Origin of the sequence: Ottowia sp. (assembly GCF_035325765.1) — a bacterium.
In the GTDB taxonomy this organism is placed as follows: Bacteria; Pseudomonadota; Gammaproteobacteria; order Burkholderiales; family Burkholderiaceae_C; genus Ottowia.
In genome coordinates this window covers 1-12,421 of sequence record NZ_DAOKZG010000004.1, presented here as the reverse complement: position 1 = coordinate 12,421, position 12,421 = coordinate 1, and the positions used below count along the sequence as shown (strand labels likewise).

Annotated in this window: 14 protein-coding genes; 3 read left to right on the top strand and 11 right to left on the bottom strand. The window is 69.9% G+C overall.

Annotated elements, in window-relative coordinates; genetic code table 11:
- Window positions 1-195: 195 nt before the first annotated feature.
- Genes PKA16_RS02570 through PKA16_RS02555 form a run of 4 tightly spaced genes read right to left on the bottom strand, consistent with a single transcriptional unit; the run spans window position 196 to window position 3,083 of the window.
- Complete coding sequence (locus PKA16_RS02570) at window positions 196-1,383, bottom strand: VWA domain-containing protein (protein ID WP_324400096.1); 1,188 nt, start codon at window positions 1,381-1,383, stop codon at window positions 196-198.
- 21 nt (window positions 1,384-1,404) lie between these two features.
- Window positions 1,405-2,004: a GNAT family protein gene (locus PKA16_RS02565; RefSeq protein WP_324400094.1), complete on the bottom strand. Its 600-nt coding sequence runs from the start codon at window positions 2,002-2,004 to the stop codon at window positions 1,405-1,407.
- A 2-nt stretch (window positions 2,005-2,006) separates the two neighbouring features.
- A complete protein-coding gene (locus tag PKA16_RS02560; protein ID WP_324400092.1) occupies window positions 2,007-2,234 on the bottom strand; it encodes a hypothetical protein in 228 nt (75 codons plus the stop codon).
- A gap of 6 nt (window positions 2,235-2,240) precedes the next feature.
- Window positions 2,241-3,083: a MoxR family ATPase gene (locus PKA16_RS02555; RefSeq protein ID WP_324400091.1), complete on the bottom strand. Its 843-nt coding sequence runs from the start codon at window positions 3,081-3,083 to the stop codon at window positions 2,241-2,243.
- A 109-nt stretch (window positions 3,084-3,192) separates the two neighbouring features.
- Between PKA16_RS02555 and PKA16_RS02550 the strand changes: the two genes are divergently transcribed.
- The gene (locus tag PKA16_RS02550; protein WP_324400089.1) at window positions 3,193-3,858 is read left to right on the top strand and encodes a c-type cytochrome; all 666 of its coding nucleotides are present in this window, start codon (window positions 3,193-3,195) and stop codon (window positions 3,856-3,858) included.
- Window positions 3,859-4,261: 403 nt separating this feature from the next.
- Here PKA16_RS02550 and PKA16_RS02545 read toward each other — a convergent pair whose 3' ends face one another.
- The 5 genes from PKA16_RS02545 to PKA16_RS02525 all read right to left on the bottom strand — a co-directional run bounded on the left by PKA16_RS02545 (window position 4,262) and on the right by PKA16_RS02525 (window position 9,227).
- Window positions 4,262-4,693 carry a DUF1841 family protein gene (locus tag PKA16_RS02545; RefSeq protein ID WP_324400087.1) on the bottom strand — a complete coding sequence of 144 codons (432 nt, stop codon included), beginning with the start codon at window positions 4,691-4,693 and terminating at the stop codon, window positions 4,262-4,264.
- Window positions 4,694-4,854: 161 nt separating this feature from the next.
- Window positions 4,855-5,946: a VWA domain-containing protein gene (locus tag PKA16_RS02540; RefSeq protein WP_324400085.1), complete on the bottom strand. Its 1,092-nt coding sequence runs from the start codon at window positions 5,944-5,946 to the stop codon at window positions 4,855-4,857.
- A 94-nt stretch (window positions 5,947-6,040) separates the two neighbouring features.
- Window positions 6,041-6,997, bottom strand: coding sequence for a DUF58 domain-containing protein (locus PKA16_RS02535; RefSeq protein WP_324400083.1), 957 nt, complete (start codon window positions 6,995-6,997; stop codon window positions 6,041-6,043).
- Between the two features lie 263 nt (window positions 6,998-7,260).
- Window positions 7,261-8,280 carry a MoxR family ATPase gene (locus PKA16_RS02530; protein ID WP_324400081.1) on the bottom strand — a complete coding sequence of 340 codons (1,020 nt, stop codon included), beginning with the start codon at window positions 8,278-8,280 and terminating at the stop codon, window positions 7,261-7,263.
- A 20-nt stretch (window positions 8,281-8,300) separates the two neighbouring features.
- On the bottom strand, window positions 8,301-9,227 hold the full coding sequence (locus PKA16_RS02525; protein WP_324400079.1) for a trypsin-like peptidase domain-containing protein: 927 nt from the start codon (window positions 9,225-9,227) through the stop codon (window positions 8,301-8,303).
- A gap of 77 nt (window positions 9,228-9,304) precedes the next feature.
- Here PKA16_RS02525 and PKA16_RS02520 point away from each other — a divergent pair, with 77 nt between their 5' ends.
- Entirely contained in the window at window positions 9,305-9,550 is a 246-nt protein-coding gene (locus PKA16_RS02520; RefSeq protein WP_324400077.1) for a hypothetical protein, read from the top strand.
- A gap of 20 nt (window positions 9,551-9,570) precedes the next feature.
- Complete coding sequence (locus PKA16_RS02515; protein WP_324400075.1) at window positions 9,571-10,422, top strand: TatD family hydrolase; 852 nt, start codon at window positions 9,571-9,573, stop codon at window positions 10,420-10,422.
- A gap of 106 nt (window positions 10,423-10,528) precedes the next feature.
- Here the strand turns inward: PKA16_RS02515 and PKA16_RS02510 are convergent, their stop codons facing one another.
- Window positions 10,529-11,482, bottom strand: coding sequence for an alpha/beta hydrolase (locus tag PKA16_RS02510; RefSeq protein ID WP_324400073.1), 954 nt, complete (start codon window positions 11,480-11,482; stop codon window positions 10,529-10,531).
- A 184-nt stretch (window positions 11,483-11,666) separates the two neighbouring features.
- Window positions 11,667-12,421, bottom strand: a 755-nt coding sequence (locus PKA16_RS02505) for an alpha-hydroxy acid oxidase (RefSeq protein WP_324400071.1), incomplete at its 5' end; no start/stop codon positions are given.

Below are 12,421 nucleotides of genomic sequence, written 5' to 3'. Positions count from 1 at the left end.
GGGCGCAACGCCGCAGCGGGCTGCTGAGCGGCTCGCCCGAAGGGAGCCCCCAGAAAGCGTCCATGCCGCGTTGCAGCCCTTGCCAAGGGAATCACCATTGGCTGCGGGCTGCGGGCTGCGCCTTGCCTGGACGCTTTCTGGGAGCTCTGAAAGTGCAAGGAATAGCGGCGCACCACACCAGGCGCGACGGCCGGGCTATTTCGACAGCATGCGCATCGCGTCTTCCAGTCCCTTGAGCGTGAGCGGATACATGCGCCCGCCCATCAGCTGCTGGATGATGGCGATGCTCTGGCGATACTGCCAGACGCCCTGCGGCTCGGGATTGATCCAGGCGTACCGGGGGAAGGCGTGCGTCAGGCGCTGCAGCCACTCGGCCCCGGGCTCCTCGTTGTTGTACTCGACGCTGCCGCCGGGCTGCAGGATCTCGTAGGGGCTCATCGTCGCGTCGCCGACGAAGATCAGCTTGTAGTCCTTGTTGTACTTGCGGATGATGTCCCAGGTCGGGAACTTCTCGGCAAAGCGGCGGCGGTTGTTCTTCCACATGAAGTCGTAGACGCAGTTGTGGAAGTAGTAGAACTCCAGGTGCTTGAGTTCGCTCTTGGCCGCCGAAAACAGCTCCTCGACCCGCTGGATGTGCTCGTCCATGGTGCCGCCCACGTCCATCAGCAGCAGCACCTTCACCGTGTTGTGGCGCTCGGGCACCATCCTGATGTCGAGCCAGCCGGCGTTGGCGGCGGTCGAACGGATGGTGTCGGGCAGGTCCAGCTCCAGCTCGCTGCCCTCGCGTGCGAAGCGGCGCAGGCGCCGCAGCGCCACCTTGATGTTGCGCGTGCCCAGTTCCTGGCTGTCGTCGTAGTCGCGATATGCCCGCTGGTCCCAGACCTTGACCGCGCTGCGGTTCCTGCCCTTGCCGCCGATGCGCACGCCCTGCGGGTTGTAGCCACCGTGGCCGAACGGGCTGGTGCCGCCCGTGCCGATCCACTTGCTGCCGCCTTCGTGGCGTCCCTTCTGCTCTTCCAGGCGCTTCTTCAGGGTCTCCATCAGCTCGTCCCAGCCCATCGCCTCGATCGCGGCCTTCTCCTCGGGCGAGAGCTCGCGTTCCAGCACCTGGCGCAGCCAGTCGGCCGGGATCTCCTTCGTGAAGTCGGTCAGCAGCTCGACGCCCTTGAAATAGGCGGCAAAGGCGCGATCGAACTTGTCGAAGTGCTTCTCGTCCTTCACCAGCGCGGTGCGCGCGAGGTAGTAGAAATCGTCGATCGTGCAGGCCTCGGGCTGGTTCGGGCCGACCACGTTTGCCCGCAGCGCCTCCAGCAGCGTCAGGAACTCCTTGACCGAGACCGGGAGCTTCGCCGCGCGCAGGGTGTAGAAGAAGTCGATCAGCAAGGTTGTGCCCTCCAGCGCCTGTCAGTCGTGCGCATGGCGCTGCAGCAGGTCCAGCAGCTGGGCGCGCGCCTCGGGCCATTCGCCGGCCGTCATGCTGTACATCACGGTGTCGCGCACGGTACCGTCGCGGCGCAGCGCGTGGTGGCGGATCACGCCGTCCTTGCGCGCGCCCAGGCGCTCGATGGCGCGTTGTGACGCGAAGTTGTAGTTGTCGGTGCGCCAGCCGACCACGGCGCAGCCCAGGGTATCGAAGGCGTGTTCCAGCATGAGCAGCTTGCAGCTGGTGTTGACGTGGCTGCGCTGCACACTCTTCGCATACCACGTGTAGCCGATCTCCAGCCGGCGCACTGCCGGCAGGATGTCGTGGTAGCTGGTGCTGCCCAGCACGCGACTGCTCGCTGCGTCCAGCACGGCGAAGGCCAGGCGGCTTCCGGCCTCGCGCATCTGCAGCGCGGCCTCGATGTAGGCGCGGGTCTGCTCGGGCTCGGGTACGCTGGTGACGCGGATGCGCCACAGTTCGCCGTCCGCTGCGGCGGCGCGCAGCCCCGCCTCATGCGCCGGGGCGAGCGGCTCCAGGCGCAGGCCGCGGCCCTGCAGGATGACCGGCTCGACCCACGTCATGCTCAGCCCCGGCGCCGCTGCGTGCCCTCGGCCCAGCGCCGTCCGGCGCCGATGCCGATGCCGCCGCACAGGCCCACGGCGGCAATCGCCAGCACGCTCGCGTTGCTGCTCCAGTCGCCGTGCACGAGGTCGAAACCGAGCAGGCGCGCCAGCCCGTAGCCGGCCAGCGCGCCGGCGACGAAGCCGAGCGCCTGCGCGGCGAGCGGGCGGATGCGCGGTGGCACGGACATGGGGCGTCAGCGATTGCGCTGGTTCATGAACACCAGCTTCTCGAACAGCGTCGTGTCCTGCTCGTTCTTCAGCAGGGCGCCGACCAGCGGCGGCACCGCCACCTTGTCGTCCTGGCTGTGCAGGGCGGTGGCCGGGATGTCCTCGGCCACCAGAAGCTTGAGCCAGTCGAGCAGCTCGCTGGTCGAGGGCTTCTTCTTCAGGCCCGGCAGGCCGCGCACGTCGTAGAACACCTTCATGGCCGCCGACAGCAGGTCCTTCTTGAGGTCGGGGAAGTGCACGTCGACGATCTGCTTCATCGTCTCCGGCTCGGGGAAGCGGATGTAGTGGAAGAAGCAGCGGCGCAGGAAGGCGTCGGGCAATTCCTTCTCGTTGTTGGAGGTGATGAACACCACCGGCCGGTTGCGCGCGACGATGGTCTCGCGCGTCTCGTAGCAGTGGAACTCCATGCGGTCCAGCTCGCGCAGCAGGTCGTTCGGGAATTCGATGTCCGCCTTGTCGATCTCGTCGATCAGCAGGGCCACCGGCTGTTCGGCCGTGAAGGCCTGCCACAGCACGCCCTTGACGATGTAGTTGTGGATGTCCTTGACCCGGTCGTCGCCCAGCTGGCTGTCGCGCAGGCGGCTCACGGCGTCGTACTCGTACAGTCCCTGCTGTGCCTTGGTGGTGCTCTTGATGTGCCACTGCAGCAGCGGCATGCCCAGGGCGCGCGCCACTTCCTCGGCCAGCATGGTCTTGCCGGTGCCGGGCTCGCCCTTGACCAGCAGTGGTCGCTTGAGCGTGATGGCGGCGTTCACCGCCAGCATCAGGTCTTGCGTGGCGACGTAGGAATCGGTGCCTTGGAATTTCATGTCGGGCGGAATCGGAGACAGCGGGGAAACCCAGGGTTCGGACAGTTGGATGGCATGATTACAATCTGGCTCTGACCTGGATCAAACAACCTTGGATTGTGCGCGCAAAATGAAACCGACCCTGTCCCCGATGTTCGCGGCACTCGTCGCCGGCCTGCTTGCCGCACTGCCTGCCCAGGCCGAGGTCACGGGCAACGCCCAGGCCGGTGCGGGCAAGATTGCCATGTGCATCGGCTGCCATGGCATCAAGGGCTACAAGTCGAGCTTCCCCGAGGTCTACCACGTCCCCAAGATCGCCGGCCAGAACGCCAGGTACATCGCCACCGTGCTCGAGGAATACCGCAAGGGTGACCGCAAGCACCCGAGCATGCGTGGCATTGCCGGCTCGATGAGCGACCAGGACATCGCCGACGTCGCTGCCTACTACGAGAACCTGGGCAAGGATGCCAGCGCGGCCGCCCTGCCCGCGCCGCGCCAGCCCAGCACCGAGGTCGCCAGCCTGCTGCAGAAGGGCGCCTGCGTTTCCTGCCACGGCGAGAACTACTCGGCGCCGATCGACCCGAGCTACCCCAAGCTGGCCGGGCAGCATTCCGACTACCTGTACGCCGCACTCAAGGCCTATCGTGACGACACCCATGCCACCTGGGGCCGTGGCAATCCGATCATGGCCGGCATGGCCAAGCAGTTCTCCAACGCCGAGTTGAAGGCGATCGCGCAGTACATCGGATCGTTGCCGGGCGAGGTCAAGACGGTGCCGCAGTCGCGCTTCCGCTGAACCGCGCCGACACCCTCCGTCTCCGACCGGCCCTCCGCGCGAGGGCCTTTTCAGGCCCGCCGCGGCCGGCGCCACCGGTCCGGGCAAGCACCCGCCCTGGCCTTCGCGAGCCGCACGCACCACGGGCCGCCTGTGCCGCGACAGCACCGGCTGTGCCATGGCCTCGTGCTGGCGTCCCGGATCTGTATGGCCAGCGGCCAGCCAGCGCGCTGCCCCCAGCCGTGCGTCGCCAGCGGCTGGCCGCTGGCGGCGGCATGAAGCTCGTCATGGCCGGGCCCCGGGCGTGCGACCGACACCACGCAGCGCCCCGGCGCGCCGGGTCCCCGGCTCCCGTGCCACTCCTGCCCGCAAACGCATCGAGGCAGGACGGCCGCAGGATATCTTGATTCAGGTCAAGTCAAAATCACCGGGTGGCGCGCCGGCGCACGCAGGCGAGGTAAGCCTCGCCATCGGGCGTGCCTCCGCGCTGCTGCGCATCGGCCAGCATCTGGCCCAGGCAGTCCATCACCGCGTGGTGCGCAGCGTGCAGGTCGCCCAGGCGTGCCGCCAGCAGTTCCACCGCCTGCCGGATGCCGCGTGGCTGGTCGATGCTGCACTGTTCGCTGATCGACAGGTGCATCGACAGGTGCAGGAACGGATTGCCGCCGACCGCGCCCGTGCCGTAGTCGCGCGCCGCGGCGGCGTCCGCGTCCGCCAGTTCGCCATGCCACTCCGGGTGTTCGGCCACCCAGTCCGCGGCGAGCTGCTCGATGGCCTGCATCGGCTGCCCGGCCTGCGACCTGGCCCAGGCCTCGCAGAAGAAGCGCCGCACTTGTTCCTGCGTCGGGGCAAACATGATGTGGCAAGAGTAGCACGTCGCCCGAAAGTCGGTCGGTCGTCTCGGGCGTCGGCTGCGAAACTGCCGCAACGGCCCATTTCGGACCGGCCTTCGGGTCATGCGGGCACGGTGTCCGGGACGTGCGCAGGCGGGCGTCTTGCCGGGGCATCGCAGGCAGGCTACAACACCCGCCCGAACCACAGCAGCGACAGGCCGCCCGCCAGCAGCGCCAGCAGCGCGCCGGCCAGGGCGAACAGGGCCGTGATCTCGGTTTCCTTCTTTTCCAGGGTGAGGCGGCTTGAGAGGCTCTGGTAGACCTTCTTCAGGTCTTCGGCCGTGCCGGCGTAGAAGTATTCGCCGGCGGTCTTCATGGCGATGTCCTTGAGGGTTTCCTCGTCCAGGCGCACGCGCATCGACCAGCCCTCGAAGCCGATGATTTCGCCGTCGACGGTGCCGATGCCGACGGTGTAGACCTTGACGCCGCGGTCGGCGGCCATCCGGGCGGCGTCCAGCGGATCGACGCCGGTGGTGCGCTGGCCGTCGGTCAGCATGATGATGGCGGCCGAGGTATAGGAGCCGGGCGGCACCGGGATGAATTCGTTCTGCCGGGGGGGCGGCTGGTCCAGCGAGCGGCCCATGCCGCGCATGCGCTCGAAGCTGAGCTGCTGCAGCTCGATGCCGGCGTCGGGGAACAGCGCCGCCAGCGAGATCACGATGGCGTTGCCGGTGGCGGTGGCGCGCTGCAGCTGGAAGCGGTCGATGGCGGTGAGCAGGTCCTCGCGGTTCAGCGTCGGCAGCTGCGCCACCTGGGCCGAGCCGGCAAAGGCGACCACGCCGACCTTGATGTCGCGCGGCAGCTCCTTGAGGAAGGTGCGCGCCGCTTCCTGCGCTGCCACGAGGCGGTTGGGCTCGACGTCGGTGGCGCGCATGCTGGCCGACACGTCCATCGCCAGGATGATGGTCTGCTGGTTGGAGGGCAGGGCGATCACGGCCACCGGGCGCGCGCTGGCCAGCACCAGCAGGGCGAGCGCGAGCAGCAGCAGCAGCGGCGGCAGGTGGCGGCGCCAGCCGCGCCCGCTGCCTATGGCCTGGCGCACGATCGACAGGCTGGCGTAGCGCACGGCCAGCTGCCGGCGCCGGCGCAGCAGCCACAGGTAGAGCAGCACCAGCAGCGGCAGCGCCAGCAGGCCCCACAGGAACTGCGGCCACAGGAAACCGGGCTGCGGGATCGCCGCGGGCCAGTGCAGGAAGGCGGGCCAGCTCAGGTCCATGCGCATACTCGGGTCAGCCCCATTTTGACCCCATCATGGCCCGGGAATCAATCGATCGCGCCCGAACTCGTGCATCGCGCTGGGTCACGGCCGTTCAGCCGGCCTGGCGCAGGTGGGCGGGCAGGCCGCCGCCGGCGGCCAGGCGCGTGCGGTGCTTGCGCAGTTCGGTGAAGCGCACGACGGCATCAACCAGGTCGTCGGCGGTCGAGAGTTCCAGCGCATCGACGCCGGCGTGCGCCAGCGTTTCGCGCAGGGCGTGCTCGCGCTCGGCCGCCAGCCGTGCGAAGCGGGCGCGAAAGCCCGCGTCGTGCGTGTCGACCAGCAGCTGTTCGCCGCTTTCGGCATCGCGCAGGGTGAGCAGGCCGAGATCGGGCAATTCACGCTCCAGCGGGTCGAACAGGCGCACCGCCAGCACCTCGTGGCGCAGGGCGAGCTGGCCCAGCGGCCGCTCCCAGCCGGGCGCGCTGATGAAGTCGGACACCACGAACAGCGTCGAGCGCCGTCGGATCAGCCGCCCCGCCGTCGCCAGCAGGTCGGCCAGGCGCGTGGTGGTTGGCGGTCCGGCGGCCGGAGCCTGCGCGCGCTGGCCGATGGCGTGCAACAGGCGCAGCACGTGGGCGCGACTGGCGCCGGGCGGGATCACGCGCTCGACCCCGGTGCCATAGAGCAGGGCGCCGACGCGATTGCCGTGGCGCGTCAGCAGGCGCGCGAGCACGGCGACGAATTCGGCCAGCACCTCGCGCTTGCGCCGCTGGCCCGAGCCGAAGTCCACCGAGGCGCTCAGATCCAGCAGGAACCAGGCGCTCATCTCGCGGTCCTCGGTGAACACGCGCACATGCGGCGCGTCGAGCCGCGCCGTGACGTTCCAGTCGATGTGGCGCACATCGTCGTGCACCTGGTATTCGCGCAGGTCGGCCAGGTCCAGGCCGCTGCCGCGCATCAGGGTGCGCACATTGCCCTGCAGCATGCCGTCGAGGCGACGCAGCACGGTCCACTCCAGGCGGCGCAGCAAGGCGTCGGCATCACCCGGCGCGCTCGCGGCAGCCGCCACGCGTGGCGCATTGGGCACGGCATGCGGGCGGGGACGGCGACGAAGCAGGGCCATCAGTCGCCCGTGGCGCGACGCGCCATCCCCCATGCCTGGTCCTGTCGGCCCTTCACGGCGACTCTGCCCCCATCCTGACCTTCCCCCAACGAGGGAAGGATAAAGGGCCGCAGAGCAGGCCAGGCGAGGCGCCCGTGGACGGGGTTCCTCTGGCCACTGGGTGCGCCCCCCTTGGGAGGGAAGGCGCGCAGCGCCATGGGGAGATCATTTCAAGCCGCCTTCTTCTCGTGCGCCAGCGGCTTGGGCGGCGGCGGTACCCTGGCCATGATGCGCAGCACGATCTGATCGGCCGACAGGCCTTCCGACAGCGCCTGGTAGGACAGCACCAGGCGGTGGCGCAGCACGTCGGGCACCAGGTCGCTCATGTCCTCGGGCAGGGCGTAGGCGCGGCCACGCATGAGCGCGAGCGCACGCGCGCCCTCGATCAGGCCGATGGTGGCGCGCGGGCTGGCGCCGAAGCTCAGCATCGGCGCCAGCTCGGGCAGCTGCACGTCGGCGGGCACGCGCGTGGCCGTCACCAGGCGCACGGCGTATTGCACCAGGGACGGGTCCACGTAGACCTGGCGGCACGCCTGCTGCAGGGCAGCGAGCTGCTCCATGCTGGCAACGGGCTGGACGTCCACGCGCGGGCCGGTGACGCGCTGGGCGATGACGAATTCCTCCTCGTCGCTCGGGTAGTCGACCAGCACCTTCATCAGGAAGCGGTCGACCTGGGCCTCGGGCAGGGGATAGGTGCCCTCGGTCTCGATCGGGTTCTGCGTCGCCATCACGAGGAAGGGCTCGGGCACGTGGTGCGTCTGCCCGGCAATCGTCACCTGGCGTTCCTGCATCACCTCCAGCAGCGCGCTCTGCACCTTGGCCGGCGCGCGGTTGATCTCGTCGGCCAGCAGCAGGTGGGTGAACACGGGGCCCAGCGCGGTGCTGAAGTCGCCCGTCTTCTGGTTGTAGATGCGCGTGCCGATCAGATCGGCCGGCACCAGGTCGGGCGTGAACTGGATGCGCTTGAACTGGCCCTGCAGCACGCCGGCCAGGGTCTTGATGGTGAGCGTCTTGGCCAGGCCCGGCACGCCCTCGACCAGCAGGTGGCCGCCCGCCAGCAGGGCCACCATCACGCGTTCGAGGAAGCGGTCCTGGCCGACCACGATGCGCTTGACCTCGTAGAGGATGCGCTCCATCAGTTCGGCGGTCTGCGGATCGGCCTGGGGGCGCTGCGGGTCCTGGTCGTTCATGTCGGGTGGCTGCGAAGGGGTCAGAAGGGAACCTGGCCGGCGCCGGCCGCGGCGTTCTCGATCGGCACGGCAAAGCCGATGCCCAGGAAGGTGCGTGCCGGCGTCGGGTTGAGGATGGCCGTCACGATGCCCACCACCTGGCCGTCCATGGTGACCAGCGGGCCACCGGAATTGCCGGGATTGGCGGCGGCGTCGAACTGGATCAGGTTCTTCATCAGCTGGCCGCCCTCGGGCGAGCGAAAGCCGCGTCCCAGGCCCGACACCACGCCGGACGACACCGAGGGCCCGATGCCGAACGGAAAGCCGATCGCCACCACTTCATCGCCTTCGGCCAGGTCGCCGGTGGAGCGCATGGTGGCGGCCAGCAGGTCGTCCGGGATCTTCAGCGCGCGCAGTACCGCCAGGTCGTTCTCCGGCATGATGTTGACGATGCCGGCCGGGCTTTCCGTGCCGTCGAAGAAGGTCACGGTGATGTGCTCGGCGCCTTGCACCACATGCAGGTTGGTGAGGATGGTGCCGTTGTCGATGATGACCACGCCTGTGCCGATGCCGCGGTCCAGTTCGGTCGGGCCCTTCCTGCTCTTCTTGCCTTCGGTCGTGCCTTCCACGCGCACCACGGACGGTGCCACGGTGGCCGCGGCGCGCGCGGCCTGCGAGGGCAGTACCTTGTGCAGGGCGGTGTGCAGGACCGCGGCGTCGATGTCCTTCTGCGTGAGCTGGCGCGCGACCGGGGCGCGCCAGGGGCCCTGGCTCAGGGCGAGGGCGAGCGCGAGGGCCACGATGGCGCCCCACAGCGCACCCGGGTGGTGCCAGACAAGACGCGTGCGCGACGGCCGGGGCGGGGTGGCCGGCGCTGGCGACGCCGGTTCTGGGTCGCCCGCCTGCGCGGCCATCCCGGCGGGCGGGGCCGGCGGCGTCGATCGGCTGTAGAGTGCGGTGCGGCGCATGATGCATCCCGGACAGCGGAAGGGTGATGGGATGCACGGTAGCATGCTTTGGTCCGCAACGCGACCCACACGACACCATGGACCCAACTGCCAGCCTGAACGAGACGGCGGAGACCCTCTGGGTACTCGACTGGAGTGAAGCACAGGCGGGCTGGAACTGGGCGGCGCAGGACGGCGATGGCAAGTGGTACTGGTACCGCACGCGGCCGATCCTCGGACTGGCCGGCCAGATCTGGCGCGCCAACTCGCGCAATCAGCGCTTTGCGGGGCAGGGCGCGCCCAACCCCGACTGGGACCTGTCGCTGCAGCACCGGCCCGCCTGAGCCTGCGCTAAGCTGGCCGGATGCCCGGCTGGATCGACACCCACTGCCATCTCGACGCGCCCGAATTCGCGCGCGACATCGCCGCCGTGCGGGCGCGCGCTGCCGAGGCCGGCGTGCGCGCCTGCGTGATTCCGGCGATCGGCGTGGACGGCTTTGCGCGCGCGCGCGCGCTGGCGCGCCGCCTGGGCGATGCCTACGCGCTGGGCATTCACCCGATGTACGTGGCGCAGGCGCCGGATGACGGCCTGGAGCGCCTGGACGCGGCCCTCGCCGAGTCGGCGCATGACCCGCACCTCGTGGCCGTGGGTGAAATCGGCCTCGATCTGTTCGTGCCCGAATTGATCTCGGGCGCGCTGCGCGAACGGCAGGAATGGCTGTTGCGAGGCCAGCTTCGACTGGCACGCCGCCACGGCCTGCCGGTGTTGCTGCACGTGCGCCGCTCGGTCGACGCGGTGTTGCGGGCGTTGCGCGAAGTGGGCGCGGTGGGTGGCATCGCGCACGCCTTCAGCGGCAGCCGCCAGCAGGCCGATCAATTGCTGGACCTGGGGTTTCGGCTCGGCTTCGGTGGTGCCGTGACGTTTGAGCGCGCCACGCGCCTGCGCGCGCTGGCCCGGGCATTGCCGGCGCACGCCATCGTGATGGAGACCGACGCCCCCGATATCCCGCCCCAGTGGCTGTACGCCACGGCACGCGAGCGCGCCGCGGGCCGGCCGCAGGGACGCAACGAACCGGGCGAATTGCCACGCATCGGCGCCGTGATCGCTGCATTGCGCGGGGTGTCGCCCGAGGACTGGGCCGCCACCACCCGCGCCAACTCCTGCGCCGTGCTGCCGCGGCTGGCGGCGCTGATCGGGTTCGGGGCTGAGAAATGACGAATGAGGAAATGACCGCGCTGCGCTTCAAGGACGCGCCTGGCGGCGCATGAAGACGGGGCCGGTCATCGGCCATGCCGGCGGGCATGCGCCGTCCGCCGCGACGTCACGGCTGCAGCGCCCGCCGCAACTCGGCGGCGCACAGGCTGACGGCGGTGTTGGCCTCGTCCAGCACCTTGCCCATGGTGATGAAGCCGTGGATCTGGCGGCCGAAGCAGATGTAGCTGGCGCACCCGCCGCCCTCCGTCAGGGCGCGCGCATAGTCCAGGCCCTCGTCCACCAGCGGGTCGTAGCCGGCCGTGAGCACCAGGGCCGGCGGCAGCCCGACGTGGCTGGCGGCCAGCAGAGGGGATGCGCGCCAGTCGGTGAGCGGCGCGCCGGCCGGCAGGTAGTGGCCGACGAAGTAGTCGATGGTCTCGCGCGTGAGGATGTAGCCCTCGCCGTTGCTGCGGTGCGAACCGTGGCCGCGGCGCATGTCGGTGGCCGGATAAACCAGCAACTGGAAGGCGAGCGGCAGCGGACCCTGCCCGTCGGCCTGGTCGCGCGCCGCCAGCGTGACGGCCGCTGCCAGGTTGCCGCCGGCGCTGTCGCCACCCACCGCCAGGCGCGTGGCATCGGCGCCCAGTTCCGCGGCGTGGCGGGCGACCCAGCGCGTGGCGGTCAGTGCATCGTCGTAGGCCGCCGGGAAGCGGTGCTCCGGCGCCAGCCGGTAGTCGACGGCGATCACCGCGCAGCCGCTGCCATTGGCCAGCTCGCGGCACAGGGTGTCGTGCGTGTCCAGGTCGCCGATGACCCAGCCACCGCCGTGGAAGTAGACCAGCGCGGGCAGCACGGCGTCCGGATGGGCGCCCAGCGGGCGGTAGGCGCGCAGCGCGATGTCGCCACTGGCGCCGGGAATGCGCAGCTCGCGCACCTCGGCCACGGGCGGCGGCGTCGGCTGGGTGAGCGCGCGACGGTCGCGGTAGAAGCTGCGTGCCTCGCTGGGCGTCAGCGTGTGCGTCGGTGGCAGGCCGTGGGCCACCAGCAGGTCGATCAGGGCCTGGGCTTGCGGGTGCAGCATGGCGGGTTCCTCGGGTGGGACGTCAGAGGCTGGAAGTCTTCTGAACGTACCCGAAAGGTGCGTCGAGACGCCCGGGATCGCGGCGCAAGGCGCAACCATGGCTCGGGCCATGGCGAGCATATGCAACGATGAGCCGGGGCGTCTTGGCGTGCAAGGCGGGCATGGGCAAACGACTCCCAGCCTCTCAGGCAGTCGGGAAGGTGCCAGGCCGCAGGATGGCGGCATCCACGCCTTCCAGCTGCGTGTGGCCGCAAAACGCCATCGTGAGATCCAGCTCGCGGTGGATCAACTGCAGCGCCTTGGCCACGCCGGCTTCGCCCGCCGCGCCCAGGCCCCACAGGAAGGCGCGGCCGATGTAGGTGCCGCGCGCGCCCAGGGCCCAGGCCTTGAGCACGTCCTGGCCGCTGCGGATGCCGGAGTCGAAGTGCACCTCGATGTCCCGGCCCACGGCGTCGACGATGGCGGGCAGGGCGGTGATGGTCGAGGGCGCGCCATCGAGCTGGCGCCCGCCGTGGTTGCTGACGATCAGTGCATCGGCGCCGCTGTCGACGGCCAGGCGCGCGTCCTCGGGCTCCATGATGCCCTTGATGATGATCTTGCCGCCCCAGCGTTTCTTGATCCATTCGACGTCGCCCCAGTTCAGGCGCGGGTCGAACTGGTCGGCCGTCCAGGCGCCCAGGTTGCTCATGTCGGTGACGCCCTTGACGTGGCCGTGGATGTTGCCGAACTTGCGCCGGGGGGTGCCCAGCATGCCCATGATCCAGCGCGGCTTGGTCGCCAGGTTGACGAGGTTGGCCAGGGTGGGCTTGGGCGGGGTGGACAGGCCGTTCTTGATGTCCTTGTGGCGCTGGCCCAGGATCTGCAGGTCCAGCGTGATCACCAGGGCGCCGCAGCCGGCGGCCTTGGCGCGGTCGATCAGGCGCTCGATGAAGTCGCGGT